We start from the raw sequence: 21,413 nt of genomic DNA, 5'->3' as shown, positions 1-21,413 counted from the left end.
GTCGCAGGCTTGATGCTTAAGTCATGGCTAAGACGAAACCCGTATACATAGGCATTGGACCGGTGAGTGAAGGCGACTTGGTGAAGGTTGCCCGGCACGGACAACCCGTAGAGCTCGCCGACGATGCGAAAAAGGCAATCGCCGACGCGCGTGGAACCATTGACAAGCTCGCTGCCGGCGATACGCCGGTCTATGGAGTGTCCACCGGCTTCGGCGCGCTCGCAACCACTCATATTCCGACCGAAAAGCGCGCCGAACTGCAACGCCGGCTCATCCGGTCTCACGCTGCCGGTTCGGGAGCCGAAGTCGAAAGCGAAGTCGTCCGCGCGCTCATGCTGCTGCGCCTGTCCACGCTTGCGACAGGACACACCGGAATCAAATTGGCCACCGCGGAGGCGTACGCGAAGCTGTTGTCGTCGCAGGTCACGCCCGTCGTGTACGAATACGGATCGCTCGGGTGCTCGGGTGACCTCGCCCCGCTGGCCCATTGTGCCCTGGCGTTGATCGGAGAGGGCCAGGCCCGCAAGGTGGACGGCACACTCCTGGAAGGCAAAGCCGTTCTCGAGGCCGCCGGCATCGATCAGATCGAACTTGCCGAAAAGGAAGGCCTCGCGCTGATCAACGGCACCGACGGCATGCTTGGCACGCTCGTGTTGGCTATGGCCGATCTCGACGAATTGCTCAAGGAAGCCGATATCGCCGCGGCCATGACGACCGAAGCGCTGCTTGGCACCGACCGACCGTTCGACGAGAACATGATCAACTTGCGTCCGCAGCCCGGCCAGGCCCTGTCGGCGAAAAACCTCCGCGCCGTGCTCAAGGGGTCGTCGATCATCGAATCGGCCCGCGGCCCGCAGACCTACCGGGTGCAGGACGCGTATTCGATCCGTTGCCATCCCCAGGTGGCCGGCGCCGTCCGCAATACGCTGGCTCACGCCCGCGAGATTGCCGGCTACGAACTGGCCTCGGCCATCGACAATCCGGTCATCGCCGAGGGTGAGGTCGAGTCGAACGGCAATTTCCACGGCGCGCCCGTCGCGTACGTCCTCGACTTCCTGGCTATCGGTATCGCCGACCTGGCAAGCATTTGCGAACGCCGCACCGACCGGCTGCTGGACAAGTCCCGCTCGCACGGCCTGCCGCCGTTCCTCACGTACGACGCGGGCGTCGACTCCGGCGGAATGATCACCCAGTACACGTCGGCCGGTATCGTCAGCGAGCTGAAGCGACTGGCCGTCCCGTCGAGCGTGGACTCGATCCCGTCGTCCGCCATGCAGGAAGACCACGTATCGATGGGCTGGTCGGGTGCGCGCAAGCTGCGCCGCAGCATTGACGGCCTGCGCCGGGTAATTGCCATCGAAATCCTCAACGCGGCCAAAGCGCTCGACATCCGCACGGGCGATGAGCACCGGACGCCGGGACCGGTCACGGCCGCCGTCGTCGCCGAGCTGCGCAAAAAGGTCGATGGCCCCGGGCCCGATCGTTTCGCGCACCCCGAAATCGCCGAGACGGTCGCGGCGCTCGAAGAAGGCCGACTCGTCGCTGCAGCCAAGAAAGCCGGCGCAGCCCTGGTCTGATTTCGGCTTCGTGATGCGGAATGTTCCCCATGATGCGTGACATTCCCGCATCATGGGGAACATTCCGCATCAAACGGGGCGAACTGTCTGCCCCTGCGATGCGTGAAATGCTTGGGTCATGGGGAACAAACCACAATCGACTCCCAGCGGCAACTCGAAGGGGTCGTCGGCGAACGCCGCGTCGTCACCGACTCGGGCGCAGCAGATCACCGGTATCGTGCTGGGCATTTTCCTGTGCGTGGCCGGCGTGACCATCGCCGTCGTGTCGCTGACGGGTGTGATGCCGGCCGGTAAGTCGAATTCGCCGATCACGTGGGTCGTGAGCATCGTGCTGGTGCTGCTTGGCGTGATGTGGTTGATCGTCGGCCTCAGGGGACAGCGGAAACGCTAGCGGTATTGCCGGGTAAATCGCCCGGGCAGCACGATGTAAGCCGTCTGTTAGCGGGCATCGTCATGGTTGGACAATGACACATTACGCGACCGGACGGGTCATCTCGGCCGATGGCACGGTCATCGGCTTTCGGCGCCTGGGCAACGGACCGCCGGTGGTTCTGGTGCACGGCGGTATGCAGGCGGCGCAGGACTTGATGAAGCTGGCCGACGCCCTGTCCGCCGAATTCGACGTCGTCGTACCGGATCGTCGCGGCCGCGGGCTGAGCGGGCCGTATAACGGCGCGATTGACGACGAAGTCGCCGACGTGCAGGCGGTAGTTGAGCAGACAGCGGCGTCGCGTGTCTTTGGGTTGAGTTCCGGCGCGCTGTTGGCTTTGCGGACAGCTGCGCGGACGCCGACCGTGACACGGGTTGCCCTTTATGAACCGCCGTTGTCGACGAACGGTTCGGTGCCCACGTCATGGACTGCCGCGTTCGAACGCCAAATTGCGGCCGGAGACTCGACCGGTGCCCTCATTACGGTCCTCAAGGGCCTCAGGATCGACCCGGCGATGCAACGAATTCCGAGCTTCGCACTTCGACTCGTGTTCACGATGCTTGCCCGGAGATCGCGGCCGGACGACGTGCCGCTCGACGAGCTAGTGCCCACCATGCACTACGACATGCAGCTGGTGCGGCAACTTGAGGATTCGGCCGGCGACTACGCGAACCTGCACGCCGAAGTCCTGCTGCTCGGCGGAACGAAGTCGCCGGATTATTTGACCGCCGCGCTCGACGAACTCGAGACGCGACTGCCGAACCGCCGGCGTGTCACGTTCGACGGAATCGGGCATACCGCCCCGGCTGACGACGGGGCACCGGAGCGTGTCGCCGCTGAACTGGGTGAATTCTTCCGAGAATCTGCGGACGACTGAGTGCAGTCGGGCAGCCTAACCACGCATGGCAAGGGCCAACGGGAGAACGGGGCCGGACCCGGCCTGGAGAAGCGTCCGCCCGGCAATCGTCAACGTCCACCGGCTGTCGACCAGGTCGTCGACCAGCAATAGGGGAGCGCCGTCGAGCCGGTCAACCGCCGCTTGCAGTTCGTTGCCGACGGCAAACTGTCCCCACACGGCCGCCAGCCGGTACGCGCTATTTCCGCCGGTTTCGCCCGACGGCCCGTCGGCCGCGTAATCGAGCGCACCGAGGTACGGCAACCGGCCGATCTCGGCCAGCCCGCGAGCGAGCGAGTCGATAAGTTGCGGGTGCCCGCGTGAAGGCATCGCCACGACCCCTGCCGGCCGGGTCTGCCAGTCCCAGTCGGCGAGTACCGTGACCACGGCCCGCAGCATGCCGCCGTCGATCGGCGCATCCGGGGCGCCGCCGGCGAACACGTCGCGCAGCGGGTTTCCCCAGCCCAGGTCGGTCAGCCGGGCGAGCGCACGGCCCCGTTCAACCCGTTCCGCCGTGTCGATCTTTCCCTTGACCGGTACGCCCAAGGCCGCCATGCCGGTCGGCCACTGCGCCCGAGGGTCGACGGCAACCCCGACTTTGCTCAGCGTCTTTGTCGCACTTTCGCCGGCGCCGGCCGCGATGTCGGCGGAAAACCACTGCCCGGCGCAGTTGTCGCATCTGCCGCAGGGGTGGGCGTCCGGATCATCGAGTTCGCGGGCCAGATATTCCATTCGGCACTTGGACGTCGTCTCGTATTCGAGCATCGAATTCTGCTCGGCCACCCGCTCGTCCGCGATGCGCGCGTACCGTTCAGCGTCGTAGACCCACGGCCGTCCAGTCGATTGCCAGCCGCCGGAGACGCGCTGAACGGCGCCGTCGACGTCCAGAATTTTCAGCAGTAATTCGAGCGGTGTGCGCTTCAGATCGACATGCGTCTCGATGGCGGCGGTCGACATTACGCCGCCAGTGCCCAACACTTCGAGAACTGAGTTCGCCTTGGCCTCGTCCGGCATTGAACTGAACGCGAAATACGTCCAAATGTCCTTGTCCTCGCGGCCCGGCAACAAGAGAACGTCCGCATTGTCGGTCGCACGTCCGGCCCGACCGACCTGCTGATAGTAGGCGACCGGCGACGACGGCGCACCCAAATGCACGACGAAGCCGAGATCGGGCTTATCGAAGCCCATTCCGAGTGCGCTGGTGGCGACGAGCGCCTTCACCTCATTGGCCTTCAGTGCTGCTTCGGCTTCCATCCGCTCGGCTGGATCGGTGCGTCCCGTGTACGCGCGGACCGGATGCCCGGCGTCGGAAAGCATTGCGGCAGTGTCTTCTGCCGCCGACACGGTGAGCGTGTAAATGATGCCGCTTCCGGGCAGGTCGTCCAGATGGGTGAGCAGCCAGGCGAGGCGGTCCCTGGTGTCGGACAGGCGCAGGACGCCGAGCCTGAGCGAGCTGCGCGCCAGCGGCCCTCGGATTGTGAGGACTTCGCCTGCGCCGTCGGGTTCGCCTGAGCCGTCGGGTTCGCCTGCGTAGCCGCGCCCGGCGCCGGCCGCCGCATTCAGTTGCTCCTCGACGTCCGCGACGACGCGGGAGTTGGCCGTCGCCGTCGTGGCAAGAACCGGGACGGAGTCGTCGAGGCGGTTGATCAGCTCTCGCAGCCGCCGGTAATCGGGGCGAAAATCGTGACCCCAGTCGGAAATGCAGTGTGCTTCGTCCACCACGAGCAGGCCGGTGCGGGCAACGAGTTGCGGAAGTTGTTCTTCGCGGAAGCGCGGGTTGTTCAGCCGCTCGGGTGAAACCAGCAGTACGTCGACGTCGTCCGCGTCAAGCCGCCCGAGCACCTCCGACCATTCGTGTGCATTGGCGGAGTTGATAGCTGCAGCCCGCACCCCGGCACGTTCGGCCGCCGCAATTTGATCGCGCATGAGCGCAAGCAGGGGAGACACGATGAGCGTCGGGCCCGCCCCGCGCGCTCGCAGCAGCAGCGTGGCGACGAAGTACACCGCCGACTTGCCCCAACCGGTACGTTGGACGACGAGTGCGCGCCGACGCCGTGCGACGAGAGCCTCGACTGCCTCGAACTGGCCCGGATGGAACGCGGCGTCCGGCGTCCCGACGAGCGCTCTGAGCCTTTCGGTGGCCGCTGCCTGCAGATCTGTCTCCGTCATGTGTCCCAGCATGTCAGCCGGCGCCGACATCCGGTGTTCCCGCCCGCCGAGTGGCGGCGAACGGCTGATTCCTCCCACCCCGTCTCGCCGAGTGGTGGCGAACGGCGGCAAAATCCCCGATTTTGCAACCATTCGCCACCACTCGGCGCGGGGAGAGGGCGGCAGGCGGGAGAGGGTGGCAGACCAGGAAGCGGGCGCGGGGAGCGGGCGGGGAGAGAGGGCGGCAGGGGGACGCCGCGCAGTTATCGGAGCCGGGTGGAGAGCTCGGACGCTGCGCCGGCCACATACGCGGCGAGCTGCGGATAGTCTTCGGGCCGTACCGACTCTGCCCGAAACGAGATCCCGATGCTGGCGGCCGGTCTGCCGCTCAGCTCGTGGGCGGCAGCGGCGATACTTGTCACACCCTCGCTCACCGCCCCCTCCTCGACTGCCCAGCCGCGCTCGCGTTCGCCGGCGAGCACGGCACGCAATTCGCGCAGGTTCGTCGGCCCGACGCCGGTGCGGTCGACGAAGCTCTCGCGTCTCGGGAACAGCGCCAGCAACTGTTGCCGGGGCAGCAGCGCCAGCATGGACCGTCCGGACGCCGTCAAATGGGCCGGCATTCGCACGCCCACGCCGGTCACCAGAGTGGTCGGCGTCGGCGGCTGTTCCTTCAACAGGTACAAGACTTCGCGGCCGTGCAGAATGCCGAGCTGCGCAGCCTGCGCGGTCTGGGCGACAAGACGGGCCAGGATCGGCTGAGCCAGATGCTCCAGCGGGGACTTCCGCAGGTACGCGCTGCCGAGTTCGAAGGCGGCAACGCCCAAGGAATAGTTGTGGGTCTCGGGAATATGCGACACGAGTCCCTCATCGATGAGTACCTGCAGCAGCTGATATGTGCTGCTGCGCGGCATTCCGACGTGCCGGGCAACTGCGGACGCCGGGATGGGCCGCGAATTCGATGCCAAGAGTCGCAGGACCGCCGCGGCATTGCGTACGGCCGGCATATTGCTGCCCAATCGGCCTCCTCGTCGTAGCGGTCATAGCGCTGGCCGGTTACTGCAGGCTCCACGGGGTCATTGGTCTTTCGCGGGGTACAAACTATGGCCCCGCGGAAGACAAACCACCCCGAAAACAGCCAGTCTGCCATTTCAGATTGTATTCGCCGGCCGGCCTTGTGAATACCCCGGATTCGACGTGTGCTGGATATAGACCGAATTTTCCGGCACCGAATGCCACGACACCAAGGAGACATCATGGACGGAGCACGCGACGTCAGGAGCCCGCGCGGCAGTGAATTGTCGGCCAAAAGCTGGCAGACCGAAGCCCCCTTGCGGATGCTGATGAACAACCTCGACCCGGAGGTCGCCGAGCGCCCCGACGACCTGGTCGTTTACGGCGGCACCGGCAAAGCCGCCCGCAACTGGGCGTGCTTCGACGCCATCACCCACGCCTTGAAAGACATCGAGGACGACGAGACCCTCCTGGTGCAGTCCGGCAAACCGGTCGGCGTCTTCCGCACCCACACATGGGCCCCGCGCGTACTGATTGCCAATTCGAACCTGGTGGGGGACTGGGCGACGTGGCCCGAGTTCCGCCGCCTCGAGCACATGGGCCTGATGATGTACGGCCAGATGACAGCCGGTTCGTGGATCTACATCGGCACCCAGGGCATCCTCCAGGGCACCTTCGAAACTTTTGCGGCAGTGGCCAAGAAGCGCTTTGGCGGCAGCCTGGCCGGCACCCTCACCGTCACGGGCGGCTGCGGCGGCATGGGCGGGGCGCAACCGCTGGCCGTCACCATGAACGACGGCGTCGTGTTGATCGTGGACGTCGACAAGTCCCGTCTCGAACGCCGGCGCGACCACGGCTATCTGGACGAGGTCGCCGACACCCTGGACGACGCCGTCACTCGCGTGGTGGCGGCCAAGGAAGCGAAAGAGGCGGTGTCGGTCGGCGTGGCCGGCAACTGCGCCGACGTGCTGCCGGAACTTCTCCGCCGCGACGTCCCGGTCGACATCGTCACCGACCAGACCTCCGCCCACGATCCGCTGAGCTACCTGCCCGAAGGCATCAGCACCGACGACTGGCACGAATACGCCGACAAGAAGCCGGAGGAATTCACCGACCGGGCCCGCGAGTCCATGGCCAAGCACGTCGAAGGCATGGTGAAATTCATGGACCGCGGCGCCGAGGTGTTCGACTACGGCAATTCGCTGCGCCAAGAGGCCAAGCTGGGCGGCTACGACCGGGCGTTCGAATTCCCCGGTTTCGTCCCCGCCTACATCCGCCCGCTCTTCGCCGAAGGCAAGGGGCCGTTCCGCTGGGCGGCCCTCTCCGGCGATCCCAAGGACATCGAGCGCACCGACCGGGCGATCCTCGAGCTCTTCCCGGAGGACGAGCACCTGCACCGGTGGATCAAGGCCGCCGGCGAGAAAGTGCAGTTCGAGGGCCTGCCGGCACGCATTTGCTGGCTCGGCTACGGCGAACGCGCCAAGGCCGGCGCCAAGTTCAACGAACTCGTGGCAAACGGCGAGATCAGCGCCCCCATCGTGATCGGCCGCGACCACCTCGATTCCGGCTCGGTGGCCTCGCCCTACCGCGAAACCGAAGCCATGGCCGACGGGTCGGACGCCGTCGCCGACTGGCCGCTGCTCAACGCCATGCTCAACACGGCGTCCGGCGCCACCTGGGTGTCGCTGCACCACGGCGGGGGCGTCGGCATGGGCCGCTCGATCCACGCCGGCCAGGTCTGCGTGGCCGACGGCACCGACCTGGCCGCCGAGAAAATCTCCCGCGTTCTCACCAACGACCCCGGCATGGGAGTCATCCGGCATGTCGACGCCGGCTACGACCGTGCCGACGAGGTCGCCCGCGAACGCGGCGTGCGCATCCCGATGTGGGAGGTCTGATGAGCTCGCCCGATCTCGGCACGAACTCGCTGCTCGGCGCAATTGCGGACGTCGGCGCCGACCCGCGCGGCGGGTACGCCCGGCACATCTTCAACTCCAGCGAACGGACCCTGCGCGAATGGTTCGTCGCCGAGGCCGGCCGGCTCGGACTGGACGTCGAGACCGACCGCAACTCGAACATCTGGGCCTGGTGGGGCGCGCCCGGCCCGGACGCCGTCGTGACCGGTTCGCATCTCGATTCGGTTCCGGGCGGCGGCGCATTCGACGGCCCGCTCGGCGTGGCCGGCGCGCTCGCCGCGGTCGAGCAGCTGCAAAAGCGCGGGGTGACGCCGTCCCGCCCGTTCGCAGTCGTCGCGTTCGCCGAAGAAGAGGGTTCGCGCTTTGGCGTGGCGTGCCTGGGGTCCCGGCTGCTGTCCGGCGCGATAGCTCCCGAGCGGGCGCTCGCGTTGACGGATCCGGACGGCGTGAGCTTTGCCGAGGCGGCCCGTGGCGCCGGCTTCGCGCCGGAACGGTTCGGTCGCGACGACGAGGCGCTGGCCCGCATCGGCGTGTTCATCGAAATGCACATCGAACAAGGACGCGGCCTGATCGACCTGGGCCGCCCGGTCGCCGTCGGGTCGAGCATCCTGGCGCACGGACGCTGGCGTCTGAGCTTTACCGGCATGGGCAACCACGCCGGCACCACCGCCATCGGCGACCGCCACGACCCGATGGTGGCGGCCGCTTCGGCAATCACCTCGGCGCGGCGCATCGCTGCGGCCGGGGACGACGTCCGCGCCACTATCGGACGTCTCGTGCCCACGCCGGGCGGTACCAACGTGATCGCCTCGGCCGTCGATGCGTGGCTGGACGTGCGCGCCGGCGCCGACGCCGTCGCCAAGGCGGCCGTCGATGACATCATCGCCGCGGCCCGGAGCGCCGCCGCCGGCGAAGGGTGCACGCTCGACGTCCGGGAAGAATCCTACGGCGGCGAGGTGTTCTTCGACCCGCGGCTGGCCGACCGGCTCGCTGCAACGCTGTCGGGCGCGCCGAAACTTGCCACCGGCGCCGGTCACGACGCCGGGATCCTTGCCGCCAAGGTGCCCACGGCCATGCTGTACGTGCGCAATCCGACGGGAGTGTCGCATGCGCCCGGCGAACACGCCGAGCCCGCCGACATCGACGAAGGCACTGCCGCGCTCGTCACGGTATTGACGGACATGCTGGGGGATCGGGGATGACGGCAACGGTTTGGTGCGAGCACGCCTGGCTCCCCGCCGGCATCGCTGACGGCGTGCGCATCGGCGTGGACGCCGGACGTATCGCCTCGGTACGCCCCGGTACGGAGCCGCGCCCGGACGACGAACGGCGCCACGGCGTCACGTTCGCCGGGATCGCGAACGCCCATTCGCACTTGTTCCACCGGTTCCTCCGCGGACGCACGCACGGCGGGCGCGGCGACTTCTGGACGTGGCGCGAGCAGATGTACGCCCTGGCCGGCCAGCTCGACCCGGACAACTATTACCTGCTGGCCCGCGCCGTCTTTTCCGAGATGCTTGCCGCCGGGTACACGTCCGTCGGCGAATTCCACTATGTGCATCACCGTCCCGGCGGCCGGCCGTACCCGCACCACGACATGGAAATGGCAATTGCGGCGGCCGCCCGCGAAACGGGCATCCGGCTGACGCTGCTGGACACGTGTTATCTCAGCGGCGGCATCGACGCGCCGCTCTCGGCCGAGCAGACCCGGTTCGGGGACGGCGACGGCGCCGGGTGGCTTGCGCGGTGGGAGTCGTTGCGCGAGGCCCTGCGCGACGCCGGCGACGAGCCGAACATCCGTCTGGGCGCGGCCGTGCACTCGGTGCGCGCCGTACCGCGGCCCGACCTCGAGTTCGTCGCGGCGCATCTGCCGGCCGATGTGCCGTTGCATATTCACTTGTCCGAACAACCGGCCGAGAACGACGGCTGCCGGCGCGCATACGGCACGACGCCCACCGGCGTCCTCGAGGGTTCCGGGCTGTTGCAGCGGGCCGCGGACAGGCCGCTGACCGTCGTGCACGCCACGCATTTGACCGACGCGGACGTCGTGACGCTCGGCGCCGCCGGCGTTGTCGTGGCCATGTGCCCGTCGACCGAAGCGGACTTGGCCGACGGCGTCGGGCCGGCGCGCGCGCTCGCGGATGCCGGCGCCCGGATCGCCCTGGGTTCGGATCAAAACGCCGTGATCGACCCGCTGCTGGAGGCCCGCGGACTCGAAGCCGGCGAGCGGCTGGCGTCCGGTGAGCGCGGACGGTTCTCGGTGTCCGAGCTGACCGCAGCGCTCACGTCGTCCGGGCACGCGTCCCTGGGCTGGGACGGCGGCAGCCTCGAGCCCGGAAAGCTCGCCGATCTGGTCAGCGTGGACGCGGCAAGCGTGCGCACCTTGGGCAGCGACCCCGAGCAGCTCGCGTTGAGCGCGACGGCGGACGACGTGCACGCCGTGATGGTCGGCGGGCGCACCGTCCGCACGGACCCGGCCGCGGCGATCCGAGCGGCGCTGGACAGTATCCGCCCGAACGCGTACAACGCATAGACAGTGCACACAAGCAACGAAAGGCGACAGTGACCTCCACTCTGATCACGCACATCGGCGAGCTGACGACGATGGACGACGACGACCGGCAACTGACCGACGCGGCAGTGGTGCTCGACGGCGGCACGTTCGCCTGGGTCGGCCGGGCCGCCGACGCGCCCGCCGCCGACGAGCGGCACGACGCCGCCGGCCGGGCCGCGCTGCCGGGCTGGGTGGACTCGCACTCGCACTTGATCTTCGCGGGCGACCGCAGCGCCGAATTCGAAGCCCGCATGGCCGGCGCCGACTACGCGGCCGGCGGCATCGGGGTCACCGTCGACGCGACGCGGAAGGCCACGGACGACCAGTTGCGCGCCGGGGCGGCCCGGCTGATCGACGAAGCGCGCCGGCAGGGCACCACGGCCATGGAGATCAAGACCGGGTACGGACTGGACGTCGACACCGAGGTGCGGCTAGCGACGATTGCCGGCGAATTCGGCGACGAGGTCACGTTCCTGGGCGCGCATCTGGTGCCGGCCGGCTCGAATGCGGACGAGTACACGAATCTGGTGGCCGGCCCGATGCTGGACGCCGTGGCCCCGCACGCCGGGTGGATCGACGTGTTCTGCGAACGCGGCGCGTTCACGACCGAGCAGTCCCGGCGCGTGCTCGAAGCCGGCCGGGCCAAGGGCCTGGGCCTGCGCGTGCACGGCAATCAGCTCGGCCCCGGCGACGGTATCGCGCTTGCCGCAGAGCTCGGCGCGGCAAGCGTCGACCACTGCAATTATCTCTCGGACGCCGATATCGACGCGCTGGCCGGCACGTGGGACGACGCACGCGGCGGCCGCTCGGCGGGCCCCCACGGCACCGTCGCCACGCTGCTTCCGGCGTGCGACCTGTCCACCCGGCAGCCGTTCGGGCCGGCCCGCGAACTCGTGGACGCCGGCGTCGAAGTCGCACTTGCCGCCAATTGCAATCCCGGATCCTCGTTCACCACGTCGATGCCCTTCGTCGTGGCGACGGCCGTGCTGCAAATGAAGCTGACATTGCGCGAGGCGCTGCGGGCAGCGACCCGCGGGGGAGCCGTGGCGCTGCGCCGCGACACGTCGTCCGGGACGCCACGGCCGCTCGGCTCGGTGGCCGTCGGATGTCGCGCCGACCTGCAGCTCCTGGACGCGCCGTCCGCCGTCCACTTGGCGTACCGGCCCGGCGTCCCGCTGACGGCGGACGTGTGGCGGGCCGGTGTCCGCGTGGCCGGAAGCGTTAGATAGGCTAACGAAGTAAAATTTCGGCTGCCGGAATTCACGCTGCCGAAATCCCGTTGCTCATTTCGCACCGCTCGCCGCCGGTGCATCGTATGCTGGCGTTTGAGGAGGCTACCCGTGACTTACGATTCAAGCAATTTCCGTAATTACTTTGAGCACGAGTTCACTTACGCTGCCGGATTCGCCCGCAATGTCGCGCGCTACGGCAACGATTCGGCCATCGTCGATCCGGCCGGCGGCCGGTCGTGGACCTATCGAGAACTCGGCGCGGACGTCGACAAGCTGGCTGCCGCGCTGGCCGCGCGGGGAGTGGGGCGCGGCGATCGCGTCGTCTACCAGCTGTTCAACGGCCCCGAGTTCGCCATGTTCTATCTGGCCACTCAGCGCATTGCGGCCATCGGCGTGCCGGTGAACTATCGCCTGGCGCCCGGCGAGACCGCCCATATCCTCGCCGACAGCGCACCGGCCGTGTACGCGTACGACGTCGAAATGGCCGACACCGCGAAGGCCGCCTTGGCGTCGTCAGGCCCGGCCTCGTCCGGCCCGGCGCCGGCACTGATCGCCGTCGGAACGCCCGGCGGCGGCGTGCTGCCCGGCGCCGAGACGTTCGACGACGTGCTGGCCGGTGGCGACGGAGCGGAACTGCCCGGGCTGCCGGCGGACTTCTCGACGTACGAGGAGACGACGAGGCTCTACACGTCCGGCACCACCGGCATGCCCAAGGGCGTGGCCCTGCCGTCGATCGTCGAAGTGATGAGCGCGCACGACGTCATCATGCATTTCCCGATCGGGCCGCACGACCGCACGCTCAACATGACGCCGTGGTTCCATCGCGGCGGCTTGTACTCGGGCGGTCCGAACCCGCTGTTCTACGCCGGCGGATCGGTGGTGCCGATGCGTAACTTCGACCCGGCTACGACACTCGACTGGGTCAGCAAGTACAAGATCACTTTCTTGATCGGCGCGCCCACGACGCTCGCCATGATCGCCGATGAGCAAGAACGGCAGCCGCGCGATCTGACCACGCTGCACGGCGTCGTCACCATGGGCGCGCCGTTGGACAAGGCTGCGGCGCTGCGGTATCAAAACCTGCTCACGCCGCGAATCTTCAACGGGTACGGCACGACCGAGGCCTTTTGGAACACTTTCCTGCGACCCGAAGACCTGCCCGAGCGCGCCGGCACGGCCGGCCGGGCGTGCACCGATGACGACGTCGCGGTCGTCAAGGTGTTCGACGACCGCCGCGCCACACCGGACGAGGTGGTTGCCCGCGACGGCAGCGAGCCCGGCGAGATCATCATGCGCAGCCCCAAGTCCGGATTCGCGTACGTGAACCTGCCCGAGGCCCAAGAAGAGAAGTTCTTCCACGGCTGGCTCTACCCGGGCGATATCGCCACCTGGGACGAGGACGGGTTCGTCACGATCTTGGGCCGCAAGGACGACATGATCATTTCCGGCGGCGAGAACGTTCACCCGGTCCAGGTCGAATCAAGCCTTGCCGAACACCCCGGTGTCGCCGATGCCGCAGTCGTCGGTGTCGCCGACGCGCGGTGGGGGCAGCGGATCGTCGCGTACGTCATCCGCAAGGACCCGGCAGTCACTGCCACCGAGCTCGACAAGCACTGCAAGGACGACGATCAGCTGGCCAATTTCAAACGCCCCCGCGGGTACAAGTTCGTCGATGAACTGCCGATGACTGCCACCGGTAAGAAAATGCATTTCAAGGTCGCCGAGACGGCCGCGGCCGACGATTCGGCCGGGGCGTTCGACGTGCCGGCGTCCGGCGCCTGACTAAGGAGAGAAGTGGAAGACGACCCCATCGTCATTTCCGGTATCGGAGCCCGTACCCCGATCGGCAATTCGTGGAAGGACACCTGGACGTCGCTGACCGACGGGAAGAGCGGCGTGGCCCCTATCACGCAGTTCGACCCGACGGGCATGGTCACGTCGATCGCCGCCGAGGTGAAGGACTTCGATCCGGCCGAGCATTTCACCGTCAAGCAGATCCACCGCTCCTCTCGCGCCAGCCAGCTGGCCGTCGTGGCCGCTCGGGAGGCCATCGCGGACGCCGGCCTTCCCTCGGACCTGTCCGAAATGGAGGCCGGCATCGTCGTCAACTGCGCGGTGTCGGGATTCGCCGAAATCCAGCATGCCACCGAGGTGCTGCATTCCGAAGGGCCGCGGCGGGTCAGCCCGACGTTCGTCGCTTCGGCCATTTCCAATATGCCGGCATGCGAAGTCGCCATCGATCTGGGTGTGCACGGCCCCGTCAATGCCAGCGCGCTGGCCTGCGCGTCCGGTGCGTACGCGATCCTCGAAGCACGCAAACTGCTGTTGGCCGATGAGGCCGACGTCGTCATCGCCGGCGGCACCGATGCGGCAATCACGCCGGCCATGTTCGCCGGATTGAACACGATGCGGGCGCTGTCGCCGGGCCGCGGAAATCCCGAAGAGGTCAGCCGGCCGTTCGACGCCGGCCGTGACGGATTCGTCTTCGGCGAAGGCGCCGTGCTGTTCACCATGGAACGTCGTTCACACGCCCGGGCCCGCGGCGCCGACGTGTACGCGGAAGTGCAAGGCGGCGCCCTGACCTCCGACGGGTTCCACATCGTGGCGCCCGAGCCGACCGGAAAATACGCCGGCAGAGCCATTTCAAAGGCGTTGGACGCCGCACGGCTGGCCGCCGCCGACGTCGACTACATTTGCGCGCACGGCACCTCCACCAAGGCAAATGACCGCACCGAGACCATGGCCATTCGCCAAGGGCTCGGCCCGGCGGCCGACGACGTGGCGGTGTCCGCGCCGAAATCGATGACCGGCCACTTGATCGGCGCGGCGGGAGCGCTGGCCACGCTGGCATGCGTCATGGCCATCCACGACGGCGTGATCCCGCCCACCATCAATTACCGGGATCCGGATCCGGAATGCGACCTCGACTACGTGCCGAATACGGCGCGCGAGACGCCGGTCCGGCACGCGCTGACGAACGCTTTCGGATTCGGTGGACAGAACTGCGTGGTAGTTTTCGGCAAATCCTGAATTTCCGCCGCCACCCGCGATTGTCTCGGATTCATATCAATTGTTTGCCGGGGTGCGCGTCGGATTGCAACTGCTCGCCGTTGCTGGTGCGATAAAGGCTGCTCACATCCCCGGTAATTTCTTTATTCGCCAGTAATGAATTGAGGCTCAGCGTGAGGCGTCGGCTCGTGTATTCGGCTCCGGCACTGCTTGCCGCCGTTTTGATGGCCGGGTGCGCCGGCACCGGCACCATCGACACTCGGGCCGGCAATCCCCAGACGCCGTCCGAACACGCGGAAGGCCCGGCCGTCGGCGGAGGATCGACTGCCGAACCGAGCAAGAAGGGCGGCGACACGCCGTCCGGGAAGTCCGAGGACAAGAAATCCGACGACAAGTCGTCCGAGAAACCGTCCACGAAACCCTCGCCTACCGACAGCCCGGCCCCCACGAAGACGCCGTCGTCGTCGCCCACGCACGCGCCGAAAGACACGAGCGATTCGAACTCGAAATCCCGGTCGCACTCGGGCTCCGACTCAAAGGACGACGCCAAGGACGAGAACGTCGCCGACAAGCAATTGCGGTACGGCGACAGCGGGCCCGACGTGACGGCTATGCAAAAGCGACTGACGTCGTTGGGGTACTGGATCTCGGGCACCGACGGGCAATTCGGCCCGACAACTCAGCAAGCCGTGTTCGCCATCCAAAAGGTCGCGGGCCTGTCCCGGGACGGAGTCGTGGGCGCCAAGACGCGCCGGGCGATCGACGCCGGCCGGGTTCCCAGCGCACGAAGCACGTCGGGCCGGGTCGTCGAGGTCGACCTGAAACGGCAACTCGTCATGCTCGTCGACAACGGCCGGGTCATCACCATCCTGAACACGTCCACGGGATCCGGCAATTACTACACGAGCGAAGGTCAGCGGCGGTTGGCCGTCACGCCGCGCGGGCAGTTCACGGTCTCCCGCCAAATCGACGGGCCTCGGCAGAGCAAGCTCGGATATTTGTGGCGGCCGAAGTACTTCAACGGCGGGATTGCCCTGCACGGCGAGCACAACGACGTGCCGGCCTACGCGTCGTCCCACGGATGTGTGCGGGTGACCGATGCGGCGATGAACTGGATCTGGGACACTGACCAAGTGCCGATCGGCACAAAGGTCTGGGTCTACTGACGCCGCGCCGAGCGCGCCGGCGGGGCCGCCACCACGCCGGAAAGGACTGACGTTGCGCTCGCTCGACCGAGAGATCCTGCGCCTTGCCGTGCCGGCGCTCGGCGCTCTCGTGGCCGAGCCGCTCTTCCTGATGACCGACACGGCGCTCGTCGGCCATCTCGGGCAGGTTCCGCTCGCCGCGCTCGGCATCGCGGGCACGATCGTACAGACGGTCATCGGGCTCCTCGTCTTCCTCGCCTACGCGACGACGCCGATGGTGGCCCGGCTGCTCGGCGCCGGCGACCGGAAGGGCGCCGTCCACGCGGGTATCGACGGCATGTGGCTGGCCGTGGGAATCGGCTGCGTCCTGATAGTTCTCGGCGTGTTCCTGACGCCCACGGCAGTCTCGGTCTTCCCCTCCAGCGCCGCGGTCGCCACGGCGGCCGGACATTATGTCTTCGTCTCCCTGGCCGGGATGCCCGCCATGCTGTTGGTGATCGCGGCCAGCGGTCTGCTGCGCGGCCTGCAGGACACGAAGACGCCGCTGCTCGTCGCCGGATCCGGCTTCGCGGCCAACGCCGTGCTGAACGCCATCCTCATCTACCCGGTCGGCCTGGGAATCGTCGGCTCGGCTCTGGGCACCGTCGCGGCGCAGTGGGGGATGGCCCTGTGGTACATCGTGATAGCGGTGCGCGCGGCCCGTCGTGCGGGGGCGTCGCTGCGGCCGGGTCTGCGCGGCATCCGGGTCAGCGCCGGTGCGGGCGGATGGCTGTTGATGCGCACGGCCAGTCTGCGCGCCGGAATCCTGCTGACGGTGTCGGCGGCCGCAGGATTCGGCGTCGTCCAGCTCGCCGCGTACCAAGTGATCACCACAATTTTCTCAACGCTCTCGTTCGCCCTCGACGCGCTGGCCATCGCCGGCCAGGCCATGATCGGTCACGGGCTCGGCAGGGGCGACGTCGCGGGAGTGCGTGCGGCGACGTCCCGTCTGCTCGTGTGGGGTATCGGGTCGGGCATCGTCGGCGGAGTCGTCATCGCGGCGCTGGCGCCAGTGTTCGGGTTCGTGTTCAGCTCGGATCCGGATGTGCGGCACGCCATCTTCGTCACGGCGTTCGTACTGGCTATCGGGGTTCCGCTGGCCGGTTACGTGTTTGTGCTGGACGGCGTGCTGATCGGCGCCGGCGATGCGCGTTACCTGGCGTTGACCGGCGTCGTGAATCTGGCCTGCTACTTGCCGTTGCTCGGCATCGTCGTGTGGGCGGGGCCGACCGGGGACGCCGCGCTGGTGTGGCTGTGGGTGGCCTTTGGACTCGGATATATGGGAGCACGGGCAGTGACGTTGGGATTGCGGTCGCGCTCGGATCGATGGATTGTGACGGGGACGTGACGATTCGACGTACGCAGCCCACGACTCGGGCCTGGCTGGGCGCCGTGTTCATCGCGTTCATTTTGAGCGGCTTCGGCCTGTCGTCCTGGGTGGCGCGCATTCCGGCCGTGCGCGACGACCTGCAGCTGTCGACGGGTAGCGTCGGCCTCGTCATCCTCGGTCTGTCCATCGGCTCGATAGCCGGCCTGACTATGGCCAACCCGATTGTGACGTGGCTGGGCGCAGGACGCGCCATGGGTGCGGCGCTCGTCGTGGCGGGCGCGGGTCTGGCCATCGTCGGTGCCGGCAGCGTGTCGTCGCCGGCAGTCGTGGTCGTCGGTCTCTTCGTGTTCGGCTTCGGGCAAGGCAGCTGCGACGTGATCATGAACCTCGAAGGCGCGCTCGTCGAGCGGGAAATCGGACGCACGATGCTTCCGCTCATGCACGCGTCATTCAGCCTGGGCACCGTGACGGGCGCCGTCGCGGGAGCTGCCGCGTCGAAACTCGGGATCCCGGTCCTGTGGCACCTCGGCGCCGTCGCGGTGCTTCTTGTCGTCGTCATGCCGATTGCCGCACGATTCGTGGCGAGGCGCGCGGTCCCCGAAGCGCCGTCCATGACGTGGAAGGACAAGACCCGGAGTGCGATCCGAGCGTGGATCGAGGCCCGGGTACTGTTGATCGGCATCGTCATGCTCGGCATGTCCTTTGCGGAAGGGTCGGCGAGCGACTGGCTCGCGCTTGCCTCGGTCGACGGGCACGGCCTGACGAACACGGCGGGGGCGATAGTCTTCGGCGTCTTCGTGTCCGCCATGACCATCGGCCGCATTGCCGGTGGGCCGCTCATCGACAAGTTCGGCCGCGTGCCGGTCTTGCGGGTCTCGGCGGCGACGGCGATGGTCGGCCTTGCCGCGTTCATCTTCTCGCCGTGGCCAGCCGTGGCGGTCGCCGCAGTGGTGCCGTGGGGCCTCGGCACGGCGCTCGGATTCCCGGTGGGAATGTCCGCGGCAGCGGACGACCCGCAAAAGGCCGCGGCTCGCGTCAGCGCCGTCGCCACGATGGGCTACTTGGCGTTCTTGGCCGGGCCGCCCCTCATCGGGCTGATCGGAGCGCACATCGGACTGCTGAACGCATTGATCCTCGTGCTCGCATTGGTGGTGGCGGCCGGACTTGCCGCCCCGGCCGCCCGGCGGCCCGAGTCGCTCAAAGCGTAGAGGTCTTGCGGCGCCGCAGCACTCGGACGACGAGAGTAATGATGCCGGCCAGCACGAGCACGGCGACGGCAACAGCGATGAGCGGGCCGGCATAGATGCCGCCGACCTGCACGCTGTGATGTCGGGTCTGCACGGGCTGGTACGGATCGTCGTCGCCGGCGCGCACGAAACGATAGTCGCTCGAGATCTGCAGCCGCGGATCCGTGTAGACGGAAGAAAACACCGTGAGATAGTCGTTCGTGCCGAAAAACTCCTTGAGGCCCGCATTGTCGAGGTCCGCGGAAGCAATCCGGCCCGCCCACTCCACCGACGAACTGCCCGCGGCGCTGCCGCTGTTGTCGCTGTCGGCCCGCGTCATCTTGTGCTGGCCGACGACGTACATCCGCACGTGCTGCGGTTCGGTCGCCGCCCGGGACAACCGCATCGGATACACAAGTGTTTTCGAGGGGAACTTGATCAGCAGCGGAGGTGTGCCGCCGTTCAGATCCCGGTGCGATTTCAACCGCACCGCCACGAACGACCAGCCGCGACGGACATAGTCCGCCAAGCCGTCGCGCACTGCCGGCGACAGCACATAATGGTGCGCGCTCAGCCACTTCTTCAGGCTCTTGGTGGTTCCGCCCTTCAACGTGGTGGCTTCAAGCGGGCCGAGTTGCACCTGGCGGACGACGGTGGGCGCCGACCCCACGGCGGTCGCGCCGTCGCCGCCGATGGACGGCCACCAATCGTTCACCACGCGTACTTCGGGCTCGGTGAGCTCGTCCAATCGGGTGAACATGTCCGTGTCGCCGGCACTCACGCGGGCCGGCGCCGGCGTGGGGACGACGAGCGCCGCCTCTGTCGAACCGCCCAGCATGTTCAGCTGCAACGCAATTGTCTCGACGCCGCTGTCGAGTTTGACGAGTGCCCGTTCGGCATCGACGTCGACGGAGCTGCCCTTTGGCGGCACCATGGCGCCGCATGCGCAGGCCTCGGCCCCGACGGCGGTGAACCCGACAAGAGCCAAGGCGCCGGCCACTATGGCAGCGCCCAGTCGTAAGCGAATTGACATCATGGGTCACACTAGTCGACCGCAACACGGCACGTCGCTGTTCGGGCGGCGTGGCGCGAGCTTTAAGATGAGAGTCGAATTCCGATCCAGAAAGCGTGAAAGATGTCTGCTGCCGCCCAAAAAGTTGATGTGAGGCCCCACGACGCCCGGTCCTGGTTGCTGGTCCCGGGGGCCAAGCCGGAGACGTTCGAGGAAGCCGCCGCGTCGGCGGCTGACGCCATAGTGCTCGATATCGAGGACGCCGTGGCTCCCGAGCAGAAGCCGGAAGCCCGCGACAACGTCGTGAAATGGCTGAACAACGGCGGGCGCGCGTACGTGCGGATCAACGACGCCGAATCGGAGTTCTGGCGGGACGATCTGGAGGCGCTGCGCGGCCTTCCCGGGTTGACCGGCGTGATGCTTGCCAAAACGGAAGACGCCTCGCACGTTGCCGAGACGGCCGCGCTGCTCGGCGACGACAAGCTGATCGTGGCGCTCATCGAAAGCGCCGTCGGCATTGAGAACGTGTCATCGATCGCCAAGTCCGAATCCACGTTCCGGTTGGCGTTCGGCACCGGAGACTTCCGCCGCGACACCGATATCGGCGACGATCACACCGCGATGGCGTATTCGCGCTCGCGGATGGTCCTGGCCAGCCGCGCCGCACGCTTGCCGGGCCCGATCGACGGGCCCGTCGTGACAACCGAAACCCGCGTCCTGGTGGCCGAGACGGCACACAGCCTCACGATGGGATTGCTGGCGAAGATCTGCCTGCGTCCGGAACAGACCGGTATGGTCAACGAGATCCTCAGCCCGACGACTGCCGACCTGGAGTGGGCGCAGGACGTCACCGAGTCGTTCGATGCCCGCGGCGGAGTGATCCGTGACGGTTCGGACCTGCCGCGGCTGGCCCGCGCTCGCAAGATCATGACCCGCGCCAAGGCGTACGGCCTGCTGTAGCCCGTCGCCGGCCGAGATCAGCGCAAAGTCCACGGGTTGGTGAGCTTGGTCGCCGCCTCGATCAATTCTTTGCCGATGAGCTCGATTTGCGCTTTCGAGGCGGCCTCGCTCCGAAGTGCCGCTCCAATGGCCAACGGCGGGTCCCCGGGCTGCCAGGCATCGATCGGAACCGCTACTCCGGTGACTCCTTCGATCGATCCGTTCGGGTCGATCGCGTAAGCACGCTTGCGCGTTTGGCGAATACTGCTCAGCAGTTGATCCACCGTCGTGACGCTGCCGCGCGTCAGCTGGGGAAATGGAGCGATCGGCGCGACCAGCTCCCTGATCTCATCGTCGGTCAAGCGCGACAACAGGGCATTGCCCGTCGCGCACTGCGGAAGCGGCAACCGCGAACCGATCGGGATTCCGAGGCCGTATCGGCTGCCTTCGGACCGCGCCAGATACAGCGAATCCGTGCCGTCGCGCATGGTGATCTGCACGACTTCGGAGCGCAGCAAGTCGGACGAGTCGCAGATATCGAAGAATTCGCGAATCTGGTGGAACTGCCTGGCAAATGCGCCGCCGAGTTCGGCAGTGCGCCGTCCGAGGCGATAGCCCTTGGGAATCCGCTGAATCATATTGCTGTCTTCGAGCACGGAGAGCAAGTTGCTCGTTGACGATTTGGCTATTTGCAGCGCCGAGGCAATAGCGCTCAAGGTCAACGGCGCCCCCTGAGCTTCTTCAAGCAGATCGAGAATACGCATCGATCGAGTTGCCGCCGGAGCAGGATCGTGATCGGCCGCCATGAGAAACGCTCCTTCGTGTCGATGACCGCCGCAACCGTGCGGCGGATAAAAATTCACTACTCTGAACTGTGTTCATTCCAGTGACTCTACGCTACAGTGTGATCATGCTCACTTCGACGAAAACACGGCGAACCGGCAAAT

Annotated in this window: 17 protein-coding genes; 13 read left to right on the top strand and 4 right to left on the bottom strand. The window is 67.3% G+C overall.

All coding sequences use genetic code 11. The features are described from left to right. Positions 1-23: 23 nt before the first annotated feature. The 3 genes from hutH to BJY26_RS16800 all read left to right on the top strand — a co-directional run bounded on the left by hutH (position 24) and on the right by BJY26_RS16800 (position 2,884). Positions 24-1,577 carry a histidine ammonia-lyase gene (gene hutH / locus BJY26_RS16810; RefSeq protein ID WP_179429337.1) on the top strand — a complete coding sequence of 518 codons (1,554 nt, stop codon included), beginning with the start codon at positions 24-26 and terminating at the stop codon, positions 1,575-1,577. 118 nt (positions 1,578-1,695) lie between these two features. Continuing rightward, positions 1,696-1,968, top strand: coding sequence for a hypothetical protein (locus BJY26_RS16805; RefSeq protein ID WP_179429336.1), 273 nt, complete (start codon positions 1,696-1,698; stop codon positions 1,966-1,968). Positions 1,969-2,041: 73 nt separating this feature from the next. Further along, a complete protein-coding gene (locus BJY26_RS16800) occupies positions 2,042-2,884 on the top strand; it encodes an alpha/beta fold hydrolase (RefSeq protein ID WP_179429335.1) in 843 nt (280 codons plus the stop codon). Positions 2,885-2,899: 15 nt separating this feature from the next. Here the strand turns inward: BJY26_RS16800 and BJY26_RS16795 are convergent, their stop codons facing one another. Then, positions 2,900-5,071 carry a RecQ family ATP-dependent DNA helicase gene (locus BJY26_RS16795; RefSeq protein ID WP_237249145.1) on the bottom strand — a complete coding sequence of 724 codons (2,172 nt, stop codon included), beginning with the start codon at positions 5,069-5,071 and terminating at the stop codon, positions 2,900-2,902. Between the two features lie 242 nt (positions 5,072-5,313). After that, positions 5,314-6,069: an IclR family transcriptional regulator gene (locus BJY26_RS16790; protein ID WP_237249146.1), complete on the bottom strand. Its 756-nt coding sequence runs from the start codon at positions 6,067-6,069 to the stop codon at positions 5,314-5,316. A gap of 237 nt (positions 6,070-6,306) precedes the next feature. Here BJY26_RS16790 and hutU point away from each other — a divergent pair, with 237 nt between their 5' ends. From hutU to BJY26_RS16745, 9 genes are all read left to right on the top strand, one after another. Further along, entirely contained in the window at positions 6,307-7,962 is a 1,656-nt protein-coding gene (gene hutU, locus BJY26_RS16785; RefSeq protein WP_179429333.1) for a urocanate hydratase, read from the top strand. Then, positions 7,962-9,182: an allantoate amidohydrolase gene (locus tag BJY26_RS16780; RefSeq protein WP_179429332.1), complete on the top strand. Its 1,221-nt coding sequence runs from the start codon at positions 7,962-7,964 to the stop codon at positions 9,180-9,182. The genes hutU and BJY26_RS16780 overlap by 1 nt, the downstream gene beginning before the upstream one ends. Beyond that, positions 9,179-10,513 carry a formimidoylglutamate deiminase gene (locus tag BJY26_RS16775; RefSeq protein ID WP_179429331.1) on the top strand — a complete coding sequence of 445 codons (1,335 nt, stop codon included), beginning with the start codon at positions 9,179-9,181 and terminating at the stop codon, positions 10,511-10,513. Before BJY26_RS16780 ends, BJY26_RS16775 begins: the two co-directional genes overlap by 4 nt. 71 nt (positions 10,514-10,584) lie before the next feature. Beyond that, on the top strand, positions 10,585-11,763 hold the full coding sequence (gene hutI, locus BJY26_RS16770; protein WP_179430040.1) for an imidazolonepropionase: 1,179 nt from the start codon (positions 10,585-10,587) through the stop codon (positions 11,761-11,763). Between the two features lie 111 nt (positions 11,764-11,874). Then, the gene (locus BJY26_RS16765; protein WP_179429330.1) at positions 11,875-13,548 is read left to right on the top strand and encodes a class I adenylate-forming enzyme family protein; all 1,674 of its coding nucleotides are present in this window, start codon (positions 11,875-11,877) and stop codon (positions 13,546-13,548) included. Positions 13,549-13,560: 12 nt separating this feature from the next. Continuing rightward, a complete protein-coding gene (locus tag BJY26_RS16760; RefSeq protein WP_179429329.1) occupies positions 13,561-14,796 on the top strand; it encodes a beta-ketoacyl-[acyl-carrier-protein] synthase family protein in 1,236 nt (411 codons plus the stop codon). Between the two features lie 152 nt (positions 14,797-14,948). Next, the gene (locus BJY26_RS19430) at positions 14,949-15,941 is read left to right on the top strand and encodes a L,D-transpeptidase family protein (RefSeq protein WP_237249147.1); all 993 of its coding nucleotides are present in this window, start codon (positions 14,949-14,951) and stop codon (positions 15,939-15,941) included. A gap of 46 nt (positions 15,942-15,987) precedes the next feature. Further along, a complete protein-coding gene (locus BJY26_RS16750) occupies positions 15,988-17,307 on the top strand; it encodes an MATE family efflux transporter (protein ID WP_218852783.1) in 1,320 nt (439 codons plus the stop codon). Continuing rightward, positions 17,304-18,497: an MFS transporter gene (locus BJY26_RS16745; protein ID WP_237249148.1), complete on the top strand. Its 1,194-nt coding sequence runs from the start codon at positions 17,304-17,306 to the stop codon at positions 18,495-18,497. Before BJY26_RS16750 ends, BJY26_RS16745 begins: the two co-directional genes overlap by 4 nt. On the opposite strand, the gene BJY26_RS16740 is transcribed toward BJY26_RS16745, so the two are convergent. Next, positions 18,487-19,551, bottom strand: coding sequence for a DUF2330 domain-containing protein (locus BJY26_RS16740; protein WP_179429327.1), 1,065 nt, complete (start codon positions 19,549-19,551; stop codon positions 18,487-18,489). The genes BJY26_RS16745 and BJY26_RS16740 overlap by 11 nt on opposite strands. A 126-nt stretch (positions 19,552-19,677) precedes the next feature. Here BJY26_RS16740 and BJY26_RS16735 point away from each other — a divergent pair, with 126 nt between their 5' ends. After that, positions 19,678-20,487 (top strand): HpcH/HpaI aldolase/citrate lyase family protein, encoded by an 810-nt coding sequence (locus BJY26_RS16735; RefSeq protein WP_237249149.1) that lies wholly within the window; start codon positions 19,678-19,680, stop codon positions 20,485-20,487. Positions 20,488-20,504: 17 nt separating this feature from the next. Here BJY26_RS16735 and BJY26_RS16730 read toward each other — a convergent pair whose 3' ends face one another. Continuing rightward, positions 20,505-21,272, bottom strand: a complete 768-nt coding sequence (locus BJY26_RS16730; protein WP_179429325.1) for an IclR family transcriptional regulator — start codon at positions 21,270-21,272, stop codon at positions 20,505-20,507. Positions 21,273-21,413 lie beyond the last annotated feature (141 nt).

Origin of the sequence: Spelaeicoccus albus (assembly GCF_013409065.1) — a bacterium.
GTDB lineage: Bacteria > Actinomycetota > Actinomycetes > Actinomycetales > Brevibacteriaceae > Spelaeicoccus > Spelaeicoccus albus.
The sequence above is the reverse complement of the archived record's forward strand: the minus strand, read 5'-3'. Positions and strand labels throughout refer to the sequence as shown.

What these genes read in the sequence shown, in the direction of transcription:
- BJY26_RS16805 (WP_179429336.1), top strand. Translation starts at nt 1,696, where the DNA reads ATGGGGAACAAACCACAATCGACTCCCAGCGGCAACTCGAAGGGGTCG.
- BJY26_RS16780 (WP_179429332.1), top strand. Translation starts at nt 7,962, where the DNA reads ATGAGCTCGCCCGATCTCGGCACGAACTCGCTGCTCGGCGCAATTGCG.
- BJY26_RS16775 (WP_179429331.1), top strand. Translation starts at nt 9,179, where the DNA reads ATGACGGCAACGGTTTGGTGCGAGCACGCCTGGCTCCCCGCCGGCATC.
- BJY26_RS16800 (WP_179429335.1), top strand. Translation starts at nt 2,042, where the DNA reads ATGACACATTACGCGACCGGACGGGTCATCTCGGCCGATGGCACGGTC.
- BJY26_RS16795 (WP_237249145.1), bottom strand. Translation starts at nt 5,071, where the DNA reads ATGACGGAGACAGATCTGCAGGCAGCGGCCACCGAAAGGCTCAGAGCG.
- BJY26_RS16730 (WP_179429325.1), bottom strand. Translation starts at nt 21,272, where the DNA reads ATGGCGGCCGATCACGATCCTGCTCCGGCGGCAACTCGATCGATGCGT.
- BJY26_RS16740 (WP_179429327.1), bottom strand. Translation starts at nt 19,551, where the DNA reads ATGATGTCAATTCGCTTACGACTGGGCGCTGCCATAGTGGCCGGCGCC.
- hutH (WP_179429337.1), top strand. Translation starts at nt 24, where the DNA reads ATGGCTAAGACGAAACCCGTATACATAGGCATTGGACCGGTGAGTGAA.
- hutU (WP_179429333.1), top strand. Translation starts at nt 6,307, where the DNA reads ATGGACGGAGCACGCGACGTCAGGAGCCCGCGCGGCAGTGAATTGTCG.
- hutI (WP_179430040.1), top strand. Translation starts at nt 10,585, where the DNA reads ATGGACGACGACGACCGGCAACTGACCGACGCGGCAGTGGTGCTCGAC.